This window comes from Allosediminivita pacifica (assembly GCF_003054175.1).
Lineage (GTDB): Bacteria > Pseudomonadota > Alphaproteobacteria > Rhodobacterales > Rhodobacteraceae > Allosediminivita > Allosediminivita pacifica.
Genome location: NZ_QBKN01000007.1, coordinates 121,722 through 144,125 on the forward strand (window position 1 = coordinate 121,722; position 22,404 = coordinate 144,125).

The 22,404-nt window shown below is 67.2% G+C and carries 22 protein-coding genes; 12 read left to right on the top strand and 10 right to left on the bottom strand.

Annotated elements, in window-relative coordinates:
- Positions 1-32 precede the first annotated feature (32 nt).
- Positions 33-875: an ABC transporter ATP-binding protein gene (locus tag C8N44_RS07345; RefSeq protein ID WP_107975539.1), complete on the top strand. Its 843-nt coding sequence runs from the start codon at positions 33-35 to the stop codon at positions 873-875.
- Between the two features lie 12 nt (positions 876-887).
- Positions 888-1,724, top strand: a complete 837-nt coding sequence (locus tag C8N44_RS07350; RefSeq protein WP_244641012.1) for an ABC transporter permease — start codon at positions 888-890, stop codon at positions 1,722-1,724.
- 94 nt (positions 1,725-1,818) lie between these two features.
- Here the strand turns inward: C8N44_RS07350 and C8N44_RS07355 are convergent, their stop codons facing one another.
- Positions 1,819-3,303, bottom strand: a complete 1,485-nt coding sequence (locus C8N44_RS07355; protein WP_107975540.1) for an FMN-binding glutamate synthase family protein — start codon at positions 3,301-3,303, stop codon at positions 1,819-1,821.
- A gap of 112 nt (positions 3,304-3,415) precedes the next feature.
- Here C8N44_RS07355 and C8N44_RS07360 point away from each other — a divergent pair, with 112 nt between their 5' ends.
- Both C8N44_RS07360 and C8N44_RS07365 read left to right on the top strand, forming a co-directional pair.
- Positions 3,416-3,859 carry a DUF302 domain-containing protein gene (locus tag C8N44_RS07360; RefSeq protein WP_107975541.1) on the top strand — a complete coding sequence of 148 codons (444 nt, stop codon included), beginning with the start codon at positions 3,416-3,418 and terminating at the stop codon, positions 3,857-3,859.
- Positions 3,860-4,050: 191 nt separating this feature from the next.
- A complete protein-coding gene (locus C8N44_RS07365) occupies positions 4,051-4,539 on the top strand; it encodes a fasciclin domain-containing protein (protein ID WP_107975542.1) in 489 nt (162 codons plus the stop codon).
- Between the two features lie 96 nt (positions 4,540-4,635).
- Here C8N44_RS07365 and C8N44_RS07370 read toward each other — a convergent pair whose 3' ends face one another.
- Complete coding sequence (locus C8N44_RS07370; RefSeq protein WP_107975543.1) at positions 4,636-5,670, bottom strand: YeiH family protein; 1,035 nt, start codon at positions 5,668-5,670, stop codon at positions 4,636-4,638.
- 108 nt (positions 5,671-5,778) lie between these two features.
- On the opposite strand from C8N44_RS07370, the gene C8N44_RS07375 reads away from it, so the two are divergent.
- Entirely contained in the window at positions 5,779-6,684 is a 906-nt protein-coding gene (locus tag C8N44_RS07375; protein WP_107975544.1) for a LysR family transcriptional regulator, read from the top strand.
- Positions 6,685-6,761: 77 nt separating this feature from the next.
- On the top strand, positions 6,762-7,604 hold the full coding sequence (locus tag C8N44_RS07380) for a ParB/RepB/Spo0J family partition protein (RefSeq protein ID WP_107975545.1): 843 nt from the start codon (positions 6,762-6,764) through the stop codon (positions 7,602-7,604).
- Positions 7,605-8,388: 784 nt separating this feature from the next.
- Here the strand turns inward: C8N44_RS07380 and clpB are convergent.
- Together clpB and C8N44_RS07390 are read right to left on the bottom strand one after the other, a co-directional pair.
- Positions 8,389-11,007: an ATP-dependent chaperone ClpB gene (gene clpB, locus C8N44_RS07385; protein ID WP_107975546.1), complete on the bottom strand. Its 2,619-nt coding sequence runs from the start codon at positions 11,005-11,007 to the stop codon at positions 8,389-8,391.
- A 280-nt stretch (positions 11,008-11,287) separates the two neighbouring features.
- Positions 11,288-11,896: a VPLPA-CTERM sorting domain-containing protein gene (locus tag C8N44_RS07390; protein WP_107975547.1), complete on the bottom strand. Its 609-nt coding sequence runs from the start codon at positions 11,894-11,896 to the stop codon at positions 11,288-11,290.
- A 202-nt stretch (positions 11,897-12,098) separates the two neighbouring features.
- Here C8N44_RS07390 and pyrF point away from each other — a divergent pair, with 202 nt between their 5' ends.
- Positions 12,099-12,800 carry an orotidine-5'-phosphate decarboxylase gene (gene pyrF / locus C8N44_RS07395; RefSeq protein WP_107975548.1) on the top strand — a complete coding sequence of 234 codons (702 nt, stop codon included), beginning with the start codon at positions 12,099-12,101 and terminating at the stop codon, positions 12,798-12,800.
- Between the two features lie 134 nt (positions 12,801-12,934).
- On the top strand, positions 12,935-13,198 hold the full coding sequence (locus C8N44_RS07400) for a hypothetical protein (RefSeq protein WP_146178818.1): 264 nt from the start codon (positions 12,935-12,937) through the stop codon (positions 13,196-13,198).
- Here C8N44_RS07400 and C8N44_RS07405 read toward each other — a convergent pair.
- Positions 13,164-13,724 carry an NUDIX domain-containing protein gene (locus tag C8N44_RS07405; protein WP_107975594.1) on the bottom strand — a complete coding sequence of 187 codons (561 nt, stop codon included), beginning with the start codon at positions 13,722-13,724 and terminating at the stop codon, positions 13,164-13,166. The genes C8N44_RS07400 and C8N44_RS07405 overlap by 35 nt on opposite strands.
- Before the next feature lie 34 nt (positions 13,725-13,758).
- Between C8N44_RS07405 and C8N44_RS07410 the strand changes: the two genes are divergently transcribed.
- Complete coding sequence (locus C8N44_RS07410; protein ID WP_107975550.1) at positions 13,759-15,012, top strand: DNA polymerase IV; 1,254 nt, start codon at positions 13,759-13,761, stop codon at positions 15,010-15,012.
- Positions 15,013-15,059: 47 nt separating this feature from the next.
- On the opposite strand, the gene C8N44_RS07415 is transcribed toward C8N44_RS07410, so the two are convergent.
- From C8N44_RS07415 to C8N44_RS07430, 4 genes are all read right to left on the bottom strand, one after another.
- On the bottom strand, positions 15,060-15,386 hold the full coding sequence (locus C8N44_RS07415; RefSeq protein ID WP_107975551.1) for a DUF3775 domain-containing protein: 327 nt from the start codon (positions 15,384-15,386) through the stop codon (positions 15,060-15,062).
- A 64-nt stretch (positions 15,387-15,450) separates the two neighbouring features.
- Positions 15,451-16,182, bottom strand: coding sequence for an SDR family NAD(P)-dependent oxidoreductase (locus tag C8N44_RS07420; protein WP_107975552.1), 732 nt, complete (start codon positions 16,180-16,182; stop codon positions 15,451-15,453).
- A 110-nt stretch (positions 16,183-16,292) separates the two neighbouring features.
- Positions 16,293-17,048, bottom strand: coding sequence for a DUF1365 domain-containing protein (locus tag C8N44_RS07425; RefSeq protein ID WP_107975553.1), 756 nt, complete (start codon positions 17,046-17,048; stop codon positions 16,293-16,295).
- Complete coding sequence (locus C8N44_RS07430) at positions 17,045-18,340, bottom strand: NAD(P)/FAD-dependent oxidoreductase (protein ID WP_107975554.1); 1,296 nt, start codon at positions 18,338-18,340, stop codon at positions 17,045-17,047. Before C8N44_RS07430 ends, C8N44_RS07425 begins: the two co-directional genes overlap by 4 nt.
- Positions 18,341-18,923: 583 nt before the next feature.
- On the opposite strand from C8N44_RS07430, the gene C8N44_RS07435 reads away from it, so the two are divergent.
- Both C8N44_RS07435 and C8N44_RS07440 read left to right on the top strand, forming a co-directional pair.
- Positions 18,924-19,475, top strand: a complete 552-nt coding sequence (locus C8N44_RS07435) for a sigma-70 family RNA polymerase sigma factor (RefSeq protein WP_280514074.1) — start codon at positions 18,924-18,926, stop codon at positions 19,473-19,475.
- On the top strand, positions 19,472-20,116 hold the full coding sequence (locus C8N44_RS07440) for a ChrR family anti-sigma-E factor (RefSeq protein WP_107975556.1): 645 nt from the start codon (positions 19,472-19,474) through the stop codon (positions 20,114-20,116). Before C8N44_RS07435 ends, C8N44_RS07440 begins: the two co-directional genes overlap by 4 nt.
- 37 nt (positions 20,117-20,153) lie before the next feature.
- Here the strand turns inward: C8N44_RS07440 and C8N44_RS07445 are convergent, their stop codons facing one another.
- Positions 20,154-21,593 carry an aldehyde dehydrogenase family protein gene (locus tag C8N44_RS07445; RefSeq protein WP_107975595.1) on the bottom strand — a complete coding sequence of 480 codons (1,440 nt, stop codon included), beginning with the start codon at positions 21,591-21,593 and terminating at the stop codon, positions 20,154-20,156.
- Positions 21,594-21,737: 144 nt separating this feature from the next.
- On the opposite strand from C8N44_RS07445, the gene C8N44_RS07450 reads away from it, so the two are divergent.
- Positions 21,738-22,391: a peroxiredoxin gene (locus C8N44_RS07450; RefSeq protein WP_107975557.1), complete on the top strand. Its 654-nt coding sequence runs from the start codon at positions 21,738-21,740 to the stop codon at positions 22,389-22,391.
- The last annotated feature ends 13 nt before the right edge of the window (positions 22,392-22,404 follow it).

The window sequence follows — 22,404 nt, forward strand, 5'->3', positions numbered from 1 at the left end:
GCGACAGGCCCGGGCCAACCGGAAGGACACCCATGCAAAACCTCATCGAGATCAAGGGCGTCCGCCACGCCTACCAGACCCAGTCCGGCCCCCTGCCGGTGCTCGACGGGCTGGAGATCGCGGTCCCCGAGGGCGGCTTCGTCGCCGTCGTCGGCCCCTCGGGCTGCGGCAAGTCCACGCTGACCAAGCTGGTCGCCGGCCTTCTGAAACCCGACGAGGGCGAGGTCTGGCTGCACGGCGAAAAGGTGAAGTCCCCCCGCTCGACCGTCGGCATGGCCTTCCAGAACCCCGTCATGCTCGAATGGCGCACGATCCTGCAGAACGTCATGCTGCCGCTCGAGATCGTGCCCACCAAGATGACCCGCCGGCAGAAGGAAGACCGCGCCCGCTACCTGCTCGACCTCGTCGGCCTTGCGGGTTTCGAAGGCAAGCGCCCCTCCGAGCTCTCGGGCGGCATGCGCCAGCGGGCCTCGCTCTGCCGCGCTCTCGTGCATTCCCCCGAGGTGCTGATCCTTGACGAACCCTTCGGCGCGCTCGACGCCTTCACGCGCGAGGATCTCTGGCAGATCATGCACCAAGTGAAGGAGAAGGAACCCTTCACCGGCGTGCTCATCACCCACGACCTGCGCGAATCCATCTTCCTCGCCGATCAGGTGGTGGTCCTCTCGGGCCGCCCCGCCCGCACGCAATACGTGCTCGACGTGGGCACCACCGGCACCCGCGATCTCGACCACCTCTACACCGCCGAGGCTTCCGAGATGCTCGCCACCCTGCGCCACCAGATCGAGGTCGCCCAGGGCCGCGCGCCGGCCGAACCGGAACAGACCGCCACACCCGACCTGCCGCCCGGCTCTGCCGCGCAGGGCATGGCGTAAAGGAACAGCCCCATGGCCGATGTCCCCCAACCCTTGACCAAGCCCGCCGGCGCCACCGGCCGCGGTGGCAGCGCCGTGCTCGCGGCCCTCACCAGCCGCGCCGTCATTGCCCCCATCGCCGCCGTGGTGGTCTTCCTCGTCCTGTGGGAGCTGCTGGTCTGGGCCAACGGCTGGCCCGACTACGTCATGGCCTCGCCTTCGGACCTGCCGCCCGCCTACGCCCAATACTGGGAGCTTTTCCTGATCATGGGCTGGCAGACGCTCTGGCGCACCGTGGTCGGCCTTGTCGTGGCCGTCATCTTCGGCGTGCTCGTGGGCATGGTCATGGGCTTCTCGCGCGTCATGCGCGACGCGCTCTACCCGCTGCTCGTGGGCTTCAACGCCATCCCCAAGGCGACCGTAGTGCCCATCGTCGCCCTGCTCTTCGTGGGCCAGCACGATTTCAACACCGTGCTCATCGCCTTCATGATTTCCTTCTTTCCCATCGCCGTCTCGGTCTCCATCGGCCTCTCGACGCTGGAACCCGAATACCGCGACATCCTGCGCTCGCTCGGCGCCAGCCAGGCCACGATCTTCTGGAAGATCGCCCTGCCCAAGACCCTGCCGGAGTTCTTCGGCGCCCTGAAGGTGGCGGTCACACTCGCCTTCATCGGCACCAACCTGATGGAGATCGTCTCCCCCCACGGCCGCGGCCTCGGGGCGCTCTTCGACAGCGGCAAGACCAACTCGAACTACCCGCTCATGTTCGCGGTCCTGATCGCCTTGGCCTTCCTCGGCATCGTCCTCTACTACGTGGTCGTCGCGCTGGAGAAGATCTTCGCCGGCTGGGCCGAACGCAGCCCCGGCTGAAACTCTGGGAGCCCCACCCGCCAGAAGCGCAACAGGTCCCCTCTCCCCCCCGGGGGAGAGGGCTAGGGTGAGGGGCTCGGCCAAACCGCGCCACCTACTGCAACGGTACCGAGGGGTAGAGCTCGTTCATCTGCACCGACCGCGCATCGTCCAGCATGATGCGCACATGCCGCCGCCGCATCATCCGCGGCTCGGCCACGCCCACCGAATGCGCGATGGTCTCCACCTCCTTGATGACCGACTGCGCGTAATAGGCCACGCGGCGGTGCTTTTCCTGCACCACCAGCCCCTTCTGCAGATGCGGATCATGCGTGGTGACCCCCGTCGGGCAGGTATTCCTGTTGCACTTCAGCGCCTGGATGCAGCCCAGCGAGAACATGAACCCCCGCGCCGTGGTCACGAAATCCGCCCCCGCGCAGATCGCCCAAGCCACGTCGCCGGGGTTCACCAGCTTGCCCGAGGCCACCACCCGGATGCGCTCGTGCAGCCCGTATCGGTCGCGCAGATCCACCACCCGCACCAGCGCCTCGCGCAGCGGCATCCCCACGAGGTCCATCAGCGGCATCGGCGCGGCCCCGGTGCCGCCCTCGCCGCCATCGACCGTGATGAAATCCGGCGCGTGCTCCGGGCCCCGCTCCTTGATCATCTCGAAGAGTTCGACGTAGGGGTCCGACGACCCCAAGCAGGTCTTGAAGCCCACCGGCTTGCCCGTGACCTCGCGCACATGCGCGATCAGATCCAGCAGGTCGCCGAAATCGTCCACCTCGGCGTGGCGGTTGGGCGAGATGCTGTCCTGCCCCTCGGGGATTCCGCGCACCCGCGCGATCTCCTCGGTCACCTTGGCGCCGGGCAGGATGCCGCCCTTGCCGGGCTTGGCGCCCTGGCTCAGCTTGATCTCGAACATGCGCACCTGTTCATAGGCCGCGATCTCGCGCAGTTTCTCGTCCGACAGGCGCCCCTCGGCGTCGCGCACGCCGTATTTCGCAGTGCCGATCTGAAAGACCACGTCGCAGCCTCCTTCGAGATGCCAGGGCGACAGCCCGCCCTCGCCCGTGTTCATCCAGATGCCCGCCGTCTTGGCCCCGCGCGACAGCGCCCGCACCGCCGGCTGCGACAGTGCCCCGTAGGACATGCCGCTGATGTTGAAGATCGAGGGCGCCGCATAGGGCATCCGCGCGTGCGGCCCGATCACCAGCGGCTCGGTCTTGGCGAACTGGTCGTCGAGCGGCGGAAAGACCGCGTTCATGAAGATCGGCGTCCCCGGCACGTTGAGGTTCCGCGTCGACCCGAAGGCCACCGTGTTGCCCTTGCCCAGCGTCGCCTCGTAGACCCAGTTGCGCTGCGCCCGGTTGAAGGGCATCTCCTCGCGGTCCATGGCAAAGAAATACTGCCGGAAGAATTCCCCCAGCGAGGTGAACAGCCCCCGGAAACGCCCGATCACCGGGTAGTTGCGCCGGATCGCGTCGCCGGTCTGCGTGCGGTCGATGAAGAACATGGCCAGCGCCACGGCCACCGCGAGCCCCACGAGGAAAACGAAGAAAAGCGCCAGGTATTGCAGCGAGGCCATCGCCCATTCCATGCAGTCACCTCCAGATGCTGTGTTCTGCCGCGTGGCCAAGTCCGCATCCCGGGCCTAGACTGGCGACATCGTCAGAAATGGCAGTCTCGATGCCATCCCGAGGGAGGACACCATGAAAACCCTGCTCTGCGCCACAGCACTCGCCGTCGCAGCCGCCCCGGCCTTCGCCGCCGAATCCGTCACCTACGAGACGGAGCAAAGCTTCGATGACGTCGTCTTCGGCCTCGAGGCGGCCATCCTCGGCCAGGGGCTGGTGATCGACCACGTCTCACACGTGGGCGACATGCTCGAACGCACGCGCGAGGCGACGGGCTCGGACGTGGTGCTCTTCGAGGGCGCCGACATCTACAGCTTCTGCTCGGCCACGGTCTCGCGCCAGGTGATGGAGGCCGACCCGATGAACATCGTGCACTGCCCCTACCATGTCTTCGTCATGACCCGGCCCGACACCCCCGGCGTGACCACCATCGGCTACCGCGACTTCGCCGATGGCAGCATGGACCCGGTGGAAGAGCTGCTCGACACCATCGCGCGCGAGGCCATCGGCCGCGAATAAGGACACGGATCACTCCGGATCGTTCACGAAATTCTCATTGGAAACGCAGGGCGGGCGCGGCTTAGGCGGGCGTCCACTGCCGTCAAGGCAACTTGCGGGCGAATTCGCCTGATCCGGAAGGCCCTCTCCCTCCGTAGCCCGGGGTGATGTGACCGAACACATCGTCCTGGAAACTCACTGAGGAGACCAAAATGCTTCGCAACACGTTCCTCGCCCTGACCGCAACCACCGCGATGGCCGCTGCGCCTGCGCTCGCCGACAGCCACGGCATGTCCAAGGACATCGTCGACACCGCGATGGAAGCCGACGGCTTCGAGACCCTCGTCACCGCCGTCGACGCGGCCGGCCTTGTCGAGACGCTCAAGGGCGAAGGCCCCTTCACCGTCTTCGCACCCACCGACGACGCCTTCGCGGCGCTGCCCGAGGGCACGCTCGACACCCTTCTGATGGACGAAAACAGCGACCAGCTGACCTCGATCTTCACCTACCACGTGGTACCCGACGCAGTGATGTCCGGTGACCTCGAAAACGGCATGGAGGTCGAGACGGTGCAGGGCGAAACCCTCACCATCATGACCGAAGGCGGCGTGACCGTGAACGGTGCCAATGTCACCACGGCCGACATCGAAGCGAGCAACGGTGTCATCCACGTCATCGACGGCGTGCTGATGCCCGAGTGACGCGACCGGCGCGCGAACCCCGCGCGCCCCACGCTCCAGGCAGGGCGCCCGGCTTCCCCCGGGCGCCCTTGCCATGCCGGCCGCGCCCCCGGGGCCTCAGCCGACCAGCAGCACCAGTCCCAGCGCCAGCCCCGAGATGAAGATCCAGGCCAGCGCCCCCAGCGCCAGCGGCCGCAGCCCCTTGGCGTGCAGCTTGCCCAGGTCCGTGCTCAGCCCCAGCGCCCCCAGCGACACCGTCAGCAGAAAGGTCGCCCCGCGCGAGATCCCGACCGAGATCTCGCCCGGCACCGCGATAACCGAGTTCAGCGCCACCACGCCGACAAAGGCGAAGGCGAACCACGGCACCGGCACACGGGCCTGCGTCTCGCCCGCCTGCAGACGCCCGCGCGCCATCATGGCCAGCGACAGGATCACCGGGGCCAGCAGCAGCACCCGCGTCAGCTTGGCCACCGTGCCCGCCTGCCCGGCCGCCTCGCCCAGCGCGAAGGCGCCCGCGACAACCTGCGCCACCTCGTGCACCGCCGCCCCGACCCAGAGCCCGTAGGCCTCGTGGCCCATGCCCGTGGCCCCGGCGAAGACCGGGAACAGCACCATCGACAGCGACCCGAACAGCGTCACGCAGGAAATCGCGTAGGCCACGTCCTCCTCGCCCGCGCGGGTCACAGCGTTGCAGGCCACCACCGCCGAGGCGCCGCAGATCGAGGTCCCCGCCGCGATCAGCTCTCCCAGACCCCGCTCGACACCGATCACCCGCGCCATCAGCCGCGTGAAGGCAAAGGTCGCCACCAGCGATCCCACCACTACGAACAGCCCCCGCCCGCCGATCGAGGCCACCTGCGCCAGCGTCAACTGGAACCCCAGCAGCACGATGGCCCAGCGCAGCACTCGCTTGCCGGAAAGGCCCACGCCCGGCATCAGCCGGACGCCCAGCCCCACCGTGTTGCGGATCGCGATCCCCAGCACCATGGCCAGCACCAGCGGGCTCAGCGCCGCGATGCCGGACAGCCGCTGAACCACCGTCGCCACCAGTGCCAGCGCCAGCGTCGCGGCCAGCCCCGGCAGGTGGTGCCGAAGCACGGACCACGCGTCGGTATCGGCCTCGAACGTCAGGGGGCGCGTCTGGTCTGTCATGGTCCTCACCTCGGAAACCCGGAAATCCCCGCGCTTATCCTCCATCACTTCCCATCAATAAAACGGAATAGAATTGTCAAACCGTTCGATAAAACTTATCACTCCGCCATGACCCTCGATCAGCTCCGCATCTTCCTCAAGGTCGCCGAACAGGGCCACGTCACCCGCGCGGCCCAGATGCTCAACCTCACCCAATCCGCCGTCTCGGCCTCGCTCGCCGCGCTCGAGACCACCCATGACGTGAAGCTCTTCGACCGCGTCGGCCGCGGCATCGCCCTGACCGAGGCCGGGCGCCAGTTCATCCCCTCGGCGCGCGCCGTGCTCGACCAGGCCCGCCTCGCCGGCGAGGTGCTCAACGACCTCGCGACCGAAGCGCTCGGTTCGCTCCGCCTCCAGGCCAGCCAGACCGTCGCCAACTACTGGCTGCCGCCGATCCTCGTCGCCATGCACGAAAGCCACCCCCGGATCGACCTGACGCTCACCCAGGGCAACACCGGCTCCGTTGCTGCCGCGGTGCTCTCGGGCTCCGCCGACATGGGTTTTGTCGAGGGCGAGATCACCCAGGACCGCCTCGAACGCCGCGTGGTGGCGCAGGACGAACTCGTGCTGGTCATGGCCCGCGACCACCCGCTCGCCGGGCACGAGTGTGTCACGCGCGACGACTACCTCGCCTATCCCTGGATCATCCGCGAACCCGGCTCCGGCACCCGGTCGGAGTTCGACGCCCACCTGGCCGAGATGGGCATCGACCCGGCGCAGCTTTCGGTCTTCCTCGAAATGCCCTCGAACGAGGCCATCCTCGCCGCCATCGCCGCCGGCCCCAGCCTCACCATGCTGTCGCGGCGCGCGGTGGGCGGCGCCGCCCCCGACCAGAACCTGCGCGCCATGCCGGTCACATGGGCCCGGCGCCCCGAACGGCACTTCTCGGTCCTGACCCACCCCGACCGCTACCGCACCCGCGCCCAGCAGGCGCTGCTTGCGATCCTCGACAGCCACGCCGGACAGGATCTCTGAGCCCACCGCGCGCCCCGTTCACCCATCACGACCCCCGCGCGCCGCTATAATGCCCCGGAAAGACCCGGAGGCCGCCCGTGACCGACACCATCCACGAGATTCCCCTCGACCAGATCGACGCCGAGGCCCTGCCCCGCGACCGCGCCACCCGCGACCCCGAGGCCGACCACGAGCTGCAGCTCTCGATCCTCGCCGAGGGCCTCCGCCAGCCGGTGGAGCTTTTCGCCATGGAAGGCGACACGCCCTACGGCCTCATCGCCGGGCACCGCCGCCTCGCCGCCTTTCGCGCGCTGGAACGCGCCACGATCCCCGCCTTCCTGCGCCGCCCCGCCGACATTCCCGCGGCCCTCGCCGCCATGGTCTCGGAAAACGAGATGCGCGCCCAGATCAGCCCCTGGGAAAAGGGCCGCCTTGTGGTGACCTGCGTCGCGCAGGGACATTTCCCCAACGCCGACGCCGCCATCGACAGTCTCTACGCCACCCTCTCGCGGCAGAAACGCTCGCGCCTGCGCAGCCTTGTCATGGCAGTCGAGGCCTTCGAGGACCGCTTCGCCACTCCCGAACGCCTCTCGCTCGCGCGTCTCGAACGCCTCGCCAGCGCCCTCCGCGCCGGGTGGGAGGACATGCTCCGCGCCGCCCTCCCCAGCCCGCGCAGCCACAGCCTCGAAAGCCAGTGGCTGGCCATCGAGCCTGTCCTCGCCGAGGCCACAAGCCCCGAGGGTGCAGCCAGTGCGCCCGGCACCCCGAGAATGCCGCGCCGCCTTCTGAAACTCCGTCAGGGCCTGACGATCCGCCGGGAACTCACCCGAAGCGGTTGGGTTCTCCGCTTTTCCGGCCCCGAGGCCAAGACCCCCGGCCTCATGGACGACGTGATGGACCACGTGGAACGCATGTTCGGAAGCGCCCCGGACGGACGCTAGATCCCGGCCATCAGTCCAAAGTCGGGCGCGCGGGACCGTGGTTGGCGCTGCCGACCTCCGGAGTGGGCGCCATATACCGGCCAAATCCGGACGACCTCAGACCGCTGCCCTTCAGATACCAAAGCGCCAGACCGCAGGGACGGTCCGGCGCGCGGATGTAGAGAAAAGGCTCTCGGCCGGCTTTCGCCGCGCCCCCGTCTGAACGGCCGCGGTGCGGGACGAAGCGGTCATTTACCGAACATATTCCAATGAGCGCTTGGCGGGACCTTCCTGCCCTTCGCGCCATGCGCTGAAGGGCCCGGAACAAGGGGCGTCAGCCCCGCCGGGCCAGCGCCGGACCGTCCCCGCGGTCTGGCGCTCCGGCAATTGCAGGGCGTCGTTCAGGGGTCATCCGGGCGTGGCGGGCATAAAGCGCCTACCTCAGAGGGCGTAGCGCCAAACCACGGTCCGGCGCTGGCCCGGCTTCGGTTGCGCGAGCATCAAGGGAGAGATGGGCTCGAAGTTGGCGTTGCTGCGGGGCGCTCGAGTGGCCGCTTCACCTTCCTCACATAGGCTCCAGGTCAATAGCCTGACTGGAAAGTCGGTTTCATCTGGCGCGAAACACATTCACGCCTTGACGGTGCGCCATTTCAAGAACGCACCGTGCATCCCGGGACAAACCTAACACCCGGTTAACGCCACCAGCTAACCCATTGAAATTCCACACCCCGAAAGATGTCCCGGCCCGGGACATGAAAAAAGGCGGGGTCTCCCCCGCCTCTTTCCGACCTCGATATGTCAGGCCTCAGTGGACCACGGCATCGTCCGGCCGGGGCCGGTTGGTGCTGGCCACGCGGTCACCGATGATGAGCCCCTCGGCGCCCGCACTGACCGGGATCGTGTCCCCGTCCGCCACGTCGCCGGCAAGCAGCATCTCGGCCAGCGGATCCTGCAGCGCCCGCTGGATCACCCGCTTCAGCGGCCGCGCCCCGAAGACCGGGTCGTAGCCCTCTTCGGCCAGCCACTTGCGGGCGTCCTCGTCCAACTCCAGCCGGATCTTCCGCGCGGCAAGCCGCTTGAGAAGGCGGGTCAGCTGGATGTCCACGATGCCGCCCATGTCCTCGCGCTTGAGCCGGTCGAAGATGATCGTCTCGTCCAGCCGGTTCAGGAACTCGGGCCGGAAGTGCGCCCGGACCGCATCCATGACGTCCCGCTTGGCCTGCGCCGAATCCGCCCCTTCGGGCAGCTGCGACAGCGCCTGCGAGCCGAGGTTCGAGGTCAGCACGATCAGCGTCTGCTTGAAGTCCACGGTGCGGCCCTGCCCGTCGGTCAGAACACCGTCATCGAGAACCTGCAGCAGCACGTTGAACACGTCCGGATGCGCCTTCTCGACCTCGTCGAACAGCACCACCTGGTAGGGCCGGCGCCGCACGGCCTCGGTCAGCACGCCGCCCTCGTCGTAGCCGACATAACCCGGAGGCGCCCCGATCAGCCGCGCCACGGAGTGTTTCTCCATGAACTCGGACATGTCGATGCGCACCATCGCGCTGTCGTCGTCGAAGAGGAACTCCGCGACGGCTTTGGTGAGCTCCGTCTTGCCGACGCCCGTGGGCCCGAGGAAGAGGAACGACCCCAGCGGACGGTTCTCGTCGTTGAGACCCGCACGCGCACGCCGCACCGCGTTGGCCACGGCCCGCACCGCCTGGTCCTGCCCGACCACGCGACCGTGCAGCTTGTCCTCCATGGCCAGCAGCTTCTCGCGCTCACCTTCGAGCATCTTGGCCGTCGGAATGCCGGTCCAGCGTTCGACCACCTGGGCGATCTGCTCGGGGCGCACGGCCTCTTCGACCATGACGCCGTCGTGCTCGGCTTCCTCGGCCTCGGACAACTGCCGCTCCAGCTGCGGGATGACCCCGTAGGAGAGCTCGCCCGCCTTGGCGAGGTTGCCCTCACGCTTGGCGATCTCGAGGTCTGCCCGCGCGCGATCCAGCTGTTCCTTCAGCTCGCGCGCACCGGCCAGCTTGTCACGCTCGGCCTGCCACTTGGCGGTCATCTCGGCAGAGCGCTCCTGCAGCTCGGCCAGCTCGCGCTCGAGTTTCTCCAGACGATCGGCACTTGCCGTATCGTCCTCGCGCCGCAGTGCCTCCTGCTCGATCTGCATCTGCAGGATCTGCCGGTCGAGCGCGTCGAGCTCCTCGGGCTTGCTGTCCACTTCCATGCGCAGACGGCTGGCGGCCTCGTCCACGAGGTCGATGGCCTTGTCGGGCAGGAAGCGGTCGGCGATGTAGCGGTGGCTCAGCTGGGCCGCCGTCACCAGCGCGTTGTCCGAGATCCGCACGCCGTGGTGCAGCTCGTACTTCTCCTTGATGCCGCGCAGGATGGAGATGGTGTCCTCCACCGTCGGCTCGGAAACCATGAGCGGCTGGAACCGCCGCGCCAGCGCCGCGTCCTTTTCCACGTGCTTGCGGTATTCATCGAGCGTCGTGGCACCCACGCAGTGCAGCTCGCCGCGCGCCAGCGCGGGCTTGAGCAGGTTCGACGCGTCCATCGCGCCATCCGCCTTGCCGGCACCGACCAGCGTGTGCATCTCGTCGATGAAAAGCACGATCTCGCCCGCGGCGGCCTCGATCTCCTTCAGGATGGACTTCAACCGCTCCTCGAACTCGCCGCGGTACTTCGCGCCGGCAATCAGCGCGCCCATGTCGAGCGACAGCAGCCGCTTGTTGCGCAGGCTTTCGGGCACGTCGCCGTTGACGATGCGCAGGGCAAGCCCCTCGGCAATCGCGGTCTTGCCCACACCGGGCTCACCGATCAGGACGGGGTTGTTCTTGGTCCGGCGGCTCAGCACCTGCATGGCGCGGCGAATCTCGTCGTCGCGGCCAATGATCGGGTCGATCTTGCCCTCGCGCGCCCGCTCGGTCAGGTCGAGCGTGTATTTCTTCAGCGCGTCGTAGCCGTCCTCGGCATTGGCCGAATCCGCCGTGCGCCCCTTGCGCAGGTCGTTGATCGCCTCGTTGAGCTTCTGGGCCGACACCTTGCCGGCTTCCAGCGCTTCCTTCGCGGGCGATTTCACGGCCGCCATGGCGGTCAGGATACGCTCGACGGGCACGAAGCTGTCGCCGGCCTTGTCGGCAAGCTTCTCGGCCTCGTCCAGAACCTTGGCTGTCGCCTGGTCGAGATAGACCTGCCCTGCGTCGCCGCTGACTTTCGGGATCTTGGCAAGCTTGGTGTCGAGCACCTGCCGCACGCGCGATGCGTCGCCGCCGGCACGGGTGATCAGGTTGCTGGCAAGCCCTTCCTCGTCGTCGAGCAGGGCCTTCAGCAGATGTTCGGGGGCCAGTTTCTGATGGCTTTCCCGCATGGCGATGGTCTGTGCGGCCTGCACGAACCCTCGCGCGCGTTCCGTGAACTTCTCGAGGTTCATCGGTCTCTCCTCTTCTTGAAGCGCCCCGGGGGTCTGGACCGGCGCCTGCTTCGCAGCACGCCTGTAAGGTCGGGGCCTCGGGATGAGAGATGGCGTCGGCGCAGCCGGGGTTCAAGGCCTCATCGTTGCAAAAATGTCACTCCAGCCAAAGTGACGCGCTTCGGCAAGGACGACACCGGCAGGACAGCCACGCATGGCAGACGCGAACCCGCAGAAAACGAAAAAGCCGCGGCATTCCGCGGCTCTCCCCTCGATCCACAAGACCGCCCTTTCGGGGCGCTCACCCCTTCCGGCTACGGATGATGCCAAGCCCGAACAGGCCCGAGAACAACAGAACCGCACCCGCAGGCAGGGGAACCGGCGAAGGCACGGTCTTGAACTTCATGTACGCCTTGATGGTTTCGGCGCCATAGAGATTGTCCACCCCATTGTAGCTGTTGCCGGTATCGGAGGTCAGCGTGCTGAAGCTCAGCTTCAGCTTTCCGTCTCTCAATTGGCTGTTCAGCGCATTCTTCGCGACACGCGCGAAAAGGAAGGTCGGGGCCACGTACTGGTTGCCGAAGGTCGGGCCGAAAAAGATGTCGTTGGAGCCATCATTGTCCATCACCTCGCCAAGCCCCAGCGTCCCCAGCGAAACGGACACGGTCTCATGCGTGCTGTCGAAGTCACCGAAGAACGCGAGGGTCAGAAGGGCATCAGAGACCGCCTCGACCATGCCGGGTTCAAACGTCATATCCAGGGTTCCACCGCCGCTGGAACAGAACGTACCGCCCCCGCAGAAATTGGTGATGTACTGACCCTCGGCGTAGAACGACGCGGTCGTCGCCGAAGCGGCGCTTGCCGAAAGCGCCATGACGGCTGCAGCCAGAAGTTTGAAAATCCTTGTCATCGGTCTCATCCGTTCATCGAAACTATTTTGGCCCTAATTTAGCCGTACATTGCGCACATCTGACATACTTTCGCCTTTTTCTCACAATATTTCGTTAAACAGTACGTTGCGCCGGCGGCAACAGTTCACGGCCCGGCGCGCAATCAGTTGCATCGCCGCCCGCACTCGCCTACTCGGAGCCGAACTTGCGGAGGCCCGACCGATGTCCCGACACCCCGATGACCGCCTGATCGTCGCGCTCGACGTGGCCGATGCCCATACCGGGCTGCAACTCGCCGGGCGCCTCGGCGACGCGGTGTCCTTCTACAAGATCGGGCTCGGGATGCTGACCGGCGGCGGGCTGGCGCTCGCCAACGAGCTTAAGCAGGAACACGGCAAGCGCATCTTCCTGGACATGAAGCTTTTCGACATCGGCGCCACCGTCGAAGCCGCCGTCCGCGGCCTTGCCCAGTTCGACCTCGACTTCCTCACCGTGCACGGCGATCCGCACGTGATCCGCGCCGCGCGCGAGGGGGCCTCGGGCACGGACATGAAGATACTCGGCGTCACCATCCTGACCTCGCTCGACCGCGCCGATCTCGACGACAGCATGATCGAGCCCGGCGACGTGGCCGACATCGTGGAAACGCGTGCGGGTCGTGCCTTCGAGGCCGGCGCCGACGGCATCATCTGTTCCCCGAACGAAGCCGCCGCCATCCGCGCCCTGCCCGAATCCGTCGGACGCTTGATCGTCACCCCCGGGGTTCGACCCGCGGGCGCCGCCTCGGGCGACCAGAAGCGTATCGCGACACCGGCCAGCGCCATCGGCGCAGGGGCCGACCACATCGTCGTCGGCCGTCCGATCTGGGCCGCACCGGACCCGCGTGGGGCCGCCCGCGCGATCCTCGACGAACTGCCTGCCTGACCCACCATGTGCCCGGGCGGTGACTGCCCGAAAAATTCGCCTCACGGCCGCTCAAGGCGTCTTGACATCGGCGCGGGAACCATCTTCAGGCCTCGTCGTTCTCACATCGTATGCAAGATGCGATGGAGGCCACGATGCCCGATCTGCGGACTGACCTGAGCGAGATCAACTACAACGCCGCCGAGGAGTGCTTCCAGGCGCTTGTCACCCTTCATGAACCCACGGGCCCCGTTCGCGTGGCCGCCGATTTCCGCGCGCCCCTGAACGCGCCGGACGAGCTGGTCAGGCAGGGCCTGATCCAGCCTGCCTATTCCGACCTCTACGCCGGGCGCGGCATGACGGCCCGCCTCCGGGCACCGGCTCTCAACGCCCCCGAAGCGGCCGCTCACGCAGCCTGAGTTCGCAGCGTCGGGCCGGAAGCAGCGGCGCGCGCTGCGCCGTAGGATGCGAGGCACCACGCGTCACCCGCCCCGCCGGTCCGACGGCGCGTGGCGAGACACCCACCACGGGACGCTGGCGCATGTAACCGGCCACGATACTCCGGAAATGCGGGATCGCATCCGGGCGCCGCACGAATTCGGCGGGCGTCAGCGCGATCCAACCTGCCCCCTCCTCGCCAAAGCGCACCTCGGCGCGCAGCCGCGCGGGCATGTGCATGGCGTAGAACCAATCCGCCCCTTCCGGCTTGTGACGCAGATGTACCAGCTTAGCCCGCCCCTTCGGCAGCCATAGCCCGAGCTCCTCCTCCGTTTCACGGAGGGCGCAGGTCTCCGGGTCCTCGCCGTCCTCCCGACCCCCGCCGGGAAGGTCGAGATACCCCTGCCACGCGATCCCCGGATTGAAATCCCGCCGCAGCACGAGCATATGCGCACCGGCCAGCAGGATGAGTTTCGCGCCCGAGAATCTCCGTCGCGGATCTGTCATGGTCTGGCCTTCCTGCCTGAGATAGTCTTGCGCCATGCCATCCCTTTGCCGCGACTGCCTGACCGAGTTCGAGACCGGCCCGCGCTGCCCCGCCTGCGGGCGGCCACGCATCGTCGCGCATGACGAGCTGTGGGATCTCTCCATCGCGCACATGGATTGCGATGCCTTCTATGCCAGCGTGGAAAAGCGCGACAACCCGGAACTGGCCGACAAGCCCGTGATCATCGGCGGTGGGCGGCGCGGCGTGGTGTCGACTGCCTGTTATGTGGCCAGGATCCGCGGCGTGCGCTCCGCTATGCCCATGTTCAAGGCGCTGAAGCTCTGCCCCGAGGCGGTCATCATCAAGCCCCGGATGCAGGTCTACGCCGAGGTCAGCCGCGCGATCCGCGCCATGATGGAGGACCTGACCCCCTCGATCGAACCGCTGTCGCTCGACGAGGCCTTCCTCGACCTCACCGGCACGGCCCGCCTGCACGGCCACCCGCCCGCCGTGATGCTAGCCCGGCTGGTCAAGCGGATGCACACGGAACTGGGCGTGACCGGCTCCATCGGACTCTCGCACAACAAGTTCCTCGCCAAGATCGCGTCCGACCTTGACAAGCCCAACGGCTTCGCCGTGATCGGCAAGACCGAGACGCAGGATTTCCTGCGCCCCAAGCCCGTGCGGATGATCTGGGGCGTCGGCGGCGCCGGTCAGGAGGCACTGGAACGCGCCGGCATCCGCACCTTCGAGGACCTGCTCCGCTGGGACCGCCGCGACCTGCACCACCGCTTCGGCTCCATGGGCGAACGCCTCTGGCACTTGGCCCGGGGCGAGGACACGCGCCGCGTGACCCGAGACGCCGCGCCCAAGTCGATCTCGAACGAGACGACCTTTGCCGATGACATCGACGACCCCGAGCTGCTCGACGGGCATCTCTGGCGCATGTGCGAAAAGGTGGCCGACCGGGCCAAGGCCAAGGGGCTGGCGGGCCGCGTGGTGACGCTGAAGCTCAAGCAGGCGGATTTCAAGCTGCTGACTCGGCGCCAGTCGCTGCCGGACGCCACCCAATACGCCGACCGTATTTATCGTATGGCCCGCGGCCTCTTCGACCGCGAACCGCAGGGCCGCGCCTATCGCCTGATCGGCGCCGGCATCTCCGATCTCGTGCCCGGCAGCATGGCAGACCGCGTGCCCGACATGCTCGATCCGCAGGCCGAAACACGGGCAAGGGCCGAACGCGCCACCGACACCATCCGCGCCCGTTTCGGCGAGGATGCGATCCTCAAGGGCCGGTCGCTGCGGTAGGGAAGTTTAGAGAGAGATCCGCTCAGCCGGGCGCGTCTGAGCGCCCCTCACCCGCGCCCCATCACCGCCTCTTCCTCGGCGGCCACGTCATAGCCCAGCGCTTCCAGCCCTGCCTCGAGGTGGTCCGCCAGATGCGGTGTCCCGATCAGGTAATCCCCGGTGGGGGTCGATGCCTCGGCATAGGCGGTCTCGTAGGCGTCACCCCACTCGTCGGCCTCGAAGGCCCCGCGCCCGATCCACATGACCGCGACCAGCGCGGCCTGTTCCTCTTCGTCCATGTCGCTGACATAAGACCGAAGCTGCGGCTCCGAGCGGTCCAGCTCGCGCGCCATGACGATCACCGAAGCGACCTTGTGTACGGAAATCTTGTCCATCCTTGCGTCTCCATCTCCTGTGGCCGGACCACATTGGAGCAGCGCCACAAGGCGCACATTGATCTCAAGCAAAGATGCGGTAGTAGAGCGAATCCGGAAGGATCTGCGCCGCGCGGAAGGCCCAGGCCATCTGCAGCGGGAAGGAGCGCTTGAAGCGATCCGACGTCATGTGCTCGACAAAGATCTGCGCGGCCTTCTCGGGCTCCATGATGAAGGGCATCGCGAAATCGTTCTTGTCGGTCAGGCGCGTGCGCACGAAGCCGGGATTGACCAGTTGCACGTCCACGCCCGTGCCCCGCAAGTCAGCATGCAGTGACTCCGCCAGCGACATGACCCCCGCCTTGGACGAGGCATAGGGTGCCGCGCCCGGCAGCCCCCGGAAACCGGCCAGCGACCCGGTCAGCACGATGTGCCCCCGGTCGCGCGAGGTGAAGCGGGGCAGGATGGTGCTCATGAGCTTCATGGTGCCGACGTAGTTCACCTGCGCCATCTTCTCGGCCTGCTCGGCGTCCCATTCCTTGGCACCGAAGGGCCAGTAGACGCCCGAGGTCTGCACCACGCCGTCGATCTCGCCCGCCGCATCAGCGGCCCGTTCGAGAGAGGCGGGATCGGTCACATCTGCGGTCACCACATCCGCGCGTCCGGGAAGCGCCTCGGCCAGGTCCTTTAGTCGATCCTCGGAACGCGCCGACAGCACCAGCGACACACCCCGTCGGCTCAGCTGATGTGCCACGGCCGCGCCAAGCCCGTCGGAGGCTCCGACCAGCCAATACCGCTTCCCGCTCCAATCTCTCATCGGGTTCTCCTTGCGCCGCTGTTTCGCGGCTTTCCGCTCTGCTCTACGGGCGAACCCGCGAGACGCGCTTGGGTTCACCAGAAAATCGGACAAATGCGAATTATGTGATCCTAGCGGCTTACTTCCTCGACCGGAGGCTCGGGCCGGGGGCGATAGCGCGCGCCCTTCAACTTCAGCTTCAGCGCCTGCCAGTAGATCAGCGCCAGCACCCGCCGCGCCCCGAAGGGCCGCCGCAACGCCGCCCGCAGGATGCGCCCGTCGGTCAGCGGCTCGCGTCCGCCCACGAGCGTCGCCAGCACGCCACCGCCGGGGCCATTGAAGTCGATCCAGATGCCGACACGCTCGGGCTTGATGTCGAACCGGAAGGTGTACCCCCCGCCAATCTCCTGGAAGGGCGACACGTGGAAGACCTTGGTCGCCTCCAGCCGGTCGCCCGCCGTGATCGGGGCGAGATCGGGTTTCGCGCAGAGATAGGAATGCCGGTCGCCGAAGGTGTTGCTGACCTCGGCGATCACCGCGATCAGGTTGTCCTGCGCATCATGCGCCAGCCAGAAGGACACCGGGTTGAACACATGCCCCAGCATCCGCGGCTGGGTCAGCAGCAGCAACTGCCCCTCAGCCCGGATCTGATGCGCCTCCAGCACCTCGCGCGCCCAGGGCGCGCCCCGCCCTTCTTTCGGCGGCCCGCCATGGTCGCTGTCCTGAACACCGGTGAAGTTGCGCCCATTGCGCGAAAACAGCCGCGGGCCCTGCACCTCGGCCTCCGCATCGAACATCACGTAGTCGATGGAGTAGCGGAAGGCGTTGGCCACCTCGCCCTTGCGCCCGTGGTAGGTATACCCCGCGACGTGGTCGATACCTTTCATGCGGCGCGCTCCACCGCCGCGCGGGCCTGCAGCGCGCCCGCCACCTCGACGGCGCTCGAAAGCCCGTCCTCGTGAAAGCCGTTCTTCATCCATGCCCCGCAGAACCACGTGTTCAGCGTCCCGTTCCGTGCCGCGATCGCCGCCTGCGCCTCGAGCGCGCCAAGATCGTAGACCGGATGGCGCAGCGTGACCTCGTCGAAAATCGCCTCCTCGCGGATCGCGCGGGTCGAATTCAGCGTCACGAACAGCGGATCGTCCTGCGGGATCGGCTGAAGCGAGTTCATCCAGTAGGTCAAGTCGATCTGGTTCATCACCTTTCCCGCGTCCTCGGTGTAGTTCCACGACGACCAGCAGGCCCGCCGCCTGGGCATGATGCTCGTGTCGTTGTGCAACACCACCCGGTTGGGCTGGTAGGCCACCGCACCCAGCGCGCGCGCTTCCTGCGGGGTGGGATCAGACAGCAGCCGCAGGCTGTCGTCGGAATGGGTGGCAAAGATCACCTCGTCGAAGCTCTCCCAGTCGCCGCCCTCGGCCCGCACGTCGGCGCGCCCCGGCCTGCGCCGCACGCTCGCCACCGGGCAGCCCGTGCGCAGGTCCGCGCCCATGCCGACCAGTGCCGCCGCCATGCGCCGCACGTATTCCACCGAACCGCCCTGCACCGTGTACCACTGGTGCTGCCCGGTGTGGTTCAGCAGCGCGTGGTTCTCGAAAAAGCGGATCAGCGCGTAGGCCGGGAAATCCATGATCTTCTCCGCCGGCGTCGACCAGATCGCCCCCGAGAGCGGCAGAAGGTAGTGGTCGCGGAACCAGTCCCCCGTGCCCATCTCACCAAGGAAATCACCAAGGCTCTGCGACGGATCGCGCGCTCGATCCAGCGCGTGAGCGTTGAAGTGCATGATGTCGCGCAGCATCCGCAGGAACCGCGGGTTCACCGCGTTGCGCTTCTGGGCAAAGACCGCGCGCAGGTCGCGCAGCCCGTATTCCAGCGCCCCGCCCCGCAGCGAGGCCGAGAAACTCATGTCCGACCGTGCCGCCGGCACGTCGAGGTCATCGAAAAGCGACACGAGGTTGGGGTAGTTGGCGTAGTTGAAGACGATGAACCCGGTATCGACCGGCTGATCGCCGCGCCTGCCCGCGGTCACCGTCCGCGCGTGCCCGCCAAGGCGCGGCTCCGCCTCGAAGAGCGTCACGTGGTGATCCGCGGCAAGGCTGTAGGCCGCCCCCAGTCCGGAGATGCCTCCACCGATCACGGCAATGCGGCGCGGCTGCGCGGGTCGGGCTTCAAATGGCATCTGCTCGGGGTCTCCGGTCTGCTTGGTGTTTCACAGGCTTACGCATGGATCGGCACATCGGATGACTCGCAGCCCGAAAAACCCGCCGTTCCCACGAAAACCTGATCGCGCGGCCCGCGGAAGATTTGAGCGTGTCCTTGAACCGTGTTGGTCCGCCAAGCGGACATTGCCGCCGTCCGGATCATGGCGCGGAGGCGCGCATGGCAGCCGCGCGCGGTGGCGATCCCGACCGATGACCCTCTTGATTTATCCCGGCAACTCCGAAAGACCTCGACACGAAGCACCAAGCGTAGCCAAATCGCCGCCGCGTGGGGGCGCGGCTGCGATGCGCGGCGGGGCTGACGCCCCTTGATTCCGCGCAGGGGGCTACGCGTCCAATTGGACAGGTTGGGTTCGAAGCTGACCAACACGGAGCAAGGACACGCCGAAAAATTTTGATCCAAGGGGTGCCAAGCCGCGTATCGGGTACATGTTTGGCCATACCGACCCCTTCGAGATCCTTGAACCGGGCGCCGTTGAACCGGCGCCGCGGACCTGCGATGTCATGGTGAAACGGGTTTCGGCAGCCAAGCGAGTGGGAGTGATGGCCCGGCAGGACAAGGCGGATTGGATCACGGAGATGCGCCGCATCCGCGACCACGCGGACGAGGACGCCTTCGTGACGCTCTTCGATCACTTCGCGCCCCGCGTGAAGGCGTTTCTCATGCGCTCGGGCGCTGACGCCGCGATGGCCGAAGAATGCGCGCAGGAGGTCATGGTGACCGTCTGGCGCAAGGCCGCCGCCTTCGACCCCTCCCGCGCCTCGGTGGCGACCTGGATCTTCACCATCGCCCGGAACAAGAAAATCGACGCCCTGCGCAAGCAGCGCCGCCCCGAGCCCGAGGACCTGCCCTGGGGCCCCGAGGCCGAGCCCGACCAGGCCGAGGTCGTCGAGCTGCAACAGGAAAGCGCGCATCTCGGACAGGCCATCGCGGACCTGCCCGAGAAACAGCGCGACCTCATCGAAAAGGCCTTCTACGGCGAGCTGAGCCACAGCGAGATCGCCGCCGAGACGGGCCTGCCACTGGGAACGATCAAGTCGAGAATCCGGCTGGCGCTGGACCGCCTGCGCCACGCCATGGAGCGGAAGCAATGACAACGATAAGGCACCACCTGACCGAGGACCTGATCCTCGGATATGCCGCCGGCACCCTGCCCGAAGCGGTGAACCTCGCCGTGGCGACGCACGTGTCGCTCTGCGACGAATGCCGCGCCGCCGTCGAGGCGCACGAGGCCGTGGGCGGCTCCGTGATCGAACGCTGCGGAACTGAGGACATGTCCGCCGGCGCCCGCGAAAGCGCGCTCGCGGCGATCCGCGGCCCCGCGCCAGAGGTGCCTGCCGCACCGACACCCGACGCCGTCCTGCCCGCGCCGCTCCTGTCCTACGTCGGCAAGGGGCTTTCGGACGTGAAATGGCGCTCCGTCGGCATGGGCGTGAAGCAGGCAATCCTGCCCACCTCCTCCGAGGCCACGGCCCGCCTGCTCTACATCCCCGCGGGCGTCGCCATGCCCGACCACAGCCACAACGGCATCGAGCTCACTCTGGTGCTCAAGGGCGCCTTCGAGGACGAGGACGGCCGCTTCGCCCGCGGCGATATCGAGATCGCCGACGACGCCGTGCAGCACACGCCCGTCGCCGACATCTCCGAGGATTGCATCTGCCTCGCCGTGACCGACGCGCCGCTGCGCTTCAAGCGCCTGCTGCCACGCCTCGCGCAGCCCTTCCTCAAGATCTGAGGGGAAACCGGGCGGCCTGCGCCGCCCGGCCCCGCGATCAGTCCTCGCCCCAGCCCGAGACGGCCTTGACCTCGACAAAGTCGTGGATGCCCCAGTAACCGGCCTCGCGCCCGTTGCCCGACATCTTCATGCCGCCGAAGGGCGAGCCCTTCCCGCGCGACTCGCCGTTCATCTCGATCATGCCCGCGCGCAGCTGCCGCGCGAGCCGCTGACGCCGCTTGTCGTCGCCGCTCTGGACGTAGTTCGTGAGCCCGTAGGGCGTGTCGTTGGCGATGCGCACCGCCTCGTCCTCGCCCTCGAACTTCAGGATCGTCATGACCGGGCCGAAGATCTCTTCCTGCGCGATGGTCATGTCGTTGGTCACGTCGGCAAAGACCGTGGGCCGCACGTAGAACCCCTTGTTGAAGCCCTCGGGTCGCCCGGTACCACCGGCGACAAGGCGCGCGCCCTCGTCGATCCCGGCCTGGATCAGCCCCTGGATCTTCTCCCACTGGGTCGCGTTCACCACCGGCCCGATGTGCTTGCCTTCCTTGTCGGGCGGGCCGACCTCGATGCCGTTCGCCACGCTCGCGGCCTTTTCGACCGCCGCGTCGTAGGCCGAGGCCTCGACCAGCATCCGCGAGGGCGCGTTGCAGCTCTGGCCGGTGTTGTTCATCATGCTGCGCACGCCACGCTCCACCGCCGCGTCATCCGCGTCGGCAAAGATCAGGTTCGCGCCCTTGCCGCCCAGTTCGAGGTGCACGCGCTTCAGCGTCTCGGCCGCCGCCTTGGAGATCAGCTTGCCCGCCCGGGTCGAGCCGGTGAAGCTCACCATATCCACGTCGGGATGCTCCGAAAGCTGGCTGCCCACGCCCGCGCCGTCGCCGTTGACCAGGTTGAAGACCCCTTTCGGCACACCGGCGTCATGCATGATCTCGGCAAAGATCATCGCGTTCAGCGGGCTTTCCTCGGAGGGCTTCAGCACCATCGTGTTGCCAGCCACCATGGCCGCGCCGACCTTGAGCGTCACCTGGTTCATCGGCCAGTTCCACGGCGTGATGAGCGCGCAGACGCCCACCGCCTCGTGGATGATGCGGTCGTTGGGTGCGTGATCGCCCAGCGGCGCTTCCCACGGAAAGGCCTTCGCCGCGTCGATGTAGGCCCCCAGGTGCGCGATCCCCGCACCCACCTGGCTCTGCCGCGCAAGGTCGAGCGGCGCACCCATCTCCAGCGACATGGACTGCGCAAGATCCTCGGCGCGGGTCTTGTAGACCTCCAGCACCTTTTCCAGCAGCGCGATTCGGTCGGCCACGGGCGTCGCCATCCAGCCCGGCAGCGCAGCCTTGGCGGCGGCCACGGCGGCATCGGTATCGGCCTGCCCGCCCAGCGAAATCCGGGTGCAGGGCTCCTCGGTGGCGGGCGCGATCACCTCGTGCGCACGCCCCTCCAGCGGCGCCACCCAGGCGCCGTCGATGTAGAAATCAGGTTTTTCGATCATTTTCAGCCTCTTGAATGGCGGGCCCGCCATCTGCGGGCCCCCTCTTCTGCCGTGCGACACCCTGTCCTTGCGATGCGAGGGATGCAACCTCCGACCGGGCGTCATAGATTAACCCTCAGAGCCAACACCATGAAGGAGGACATCATGGCACTGCGCATCAACGACGAGATTCCGAACCTCACCGTCGAAACCGACCTCGGCACCTACAAGCTGCACGACTGGATCGGCGACAGCTGGGCGATCCTCTTCAGCCACCCCAAGGATTTCACCCCCGTCTGCACCACCGAATTCGGCGCCGTGGCGCAACTGTCCGACGAATGGGACAAGCGCGGCACCAAGGTGATGGGTATTTCCGTCGACGGCGTCGAGGACCACAAGAAGTGGAAGTCCGACATCGAGAAGGTCGGCGGCACCGCACCGAAGTTCCCCATCGTCGCAGATGACGGTCTGGAGCTCTCCAAGGCGCTCGACATGCTGCCGGCCGAGGCCTACCTGCCCGACGGCCGCACCCCTGCCGACAGCGCGACCGTGCGCGTGGTCTTCATCATCGGCCCCGACAAGAAGCTCAAGCTGTCGATGACCTACCCGATGACCGTCGGCCGCAACTTCGCCGAGGTGCTGCGCGCACTCGACGCGCTCCAGACCAGCACCAACGAAGGCGTGGCCACCCCCGCCAACTGGGCCGTGGGTCAGGACGTCATCGTCCCCACCTCGGTCTCGGACGAGGACGCCATCGCCAAGTACGGCAAGATCGACACCGTGTTGCCCTACCTGCGCAAGGCCAAGCTGCCGAGCTGAGCACAAACAAAAA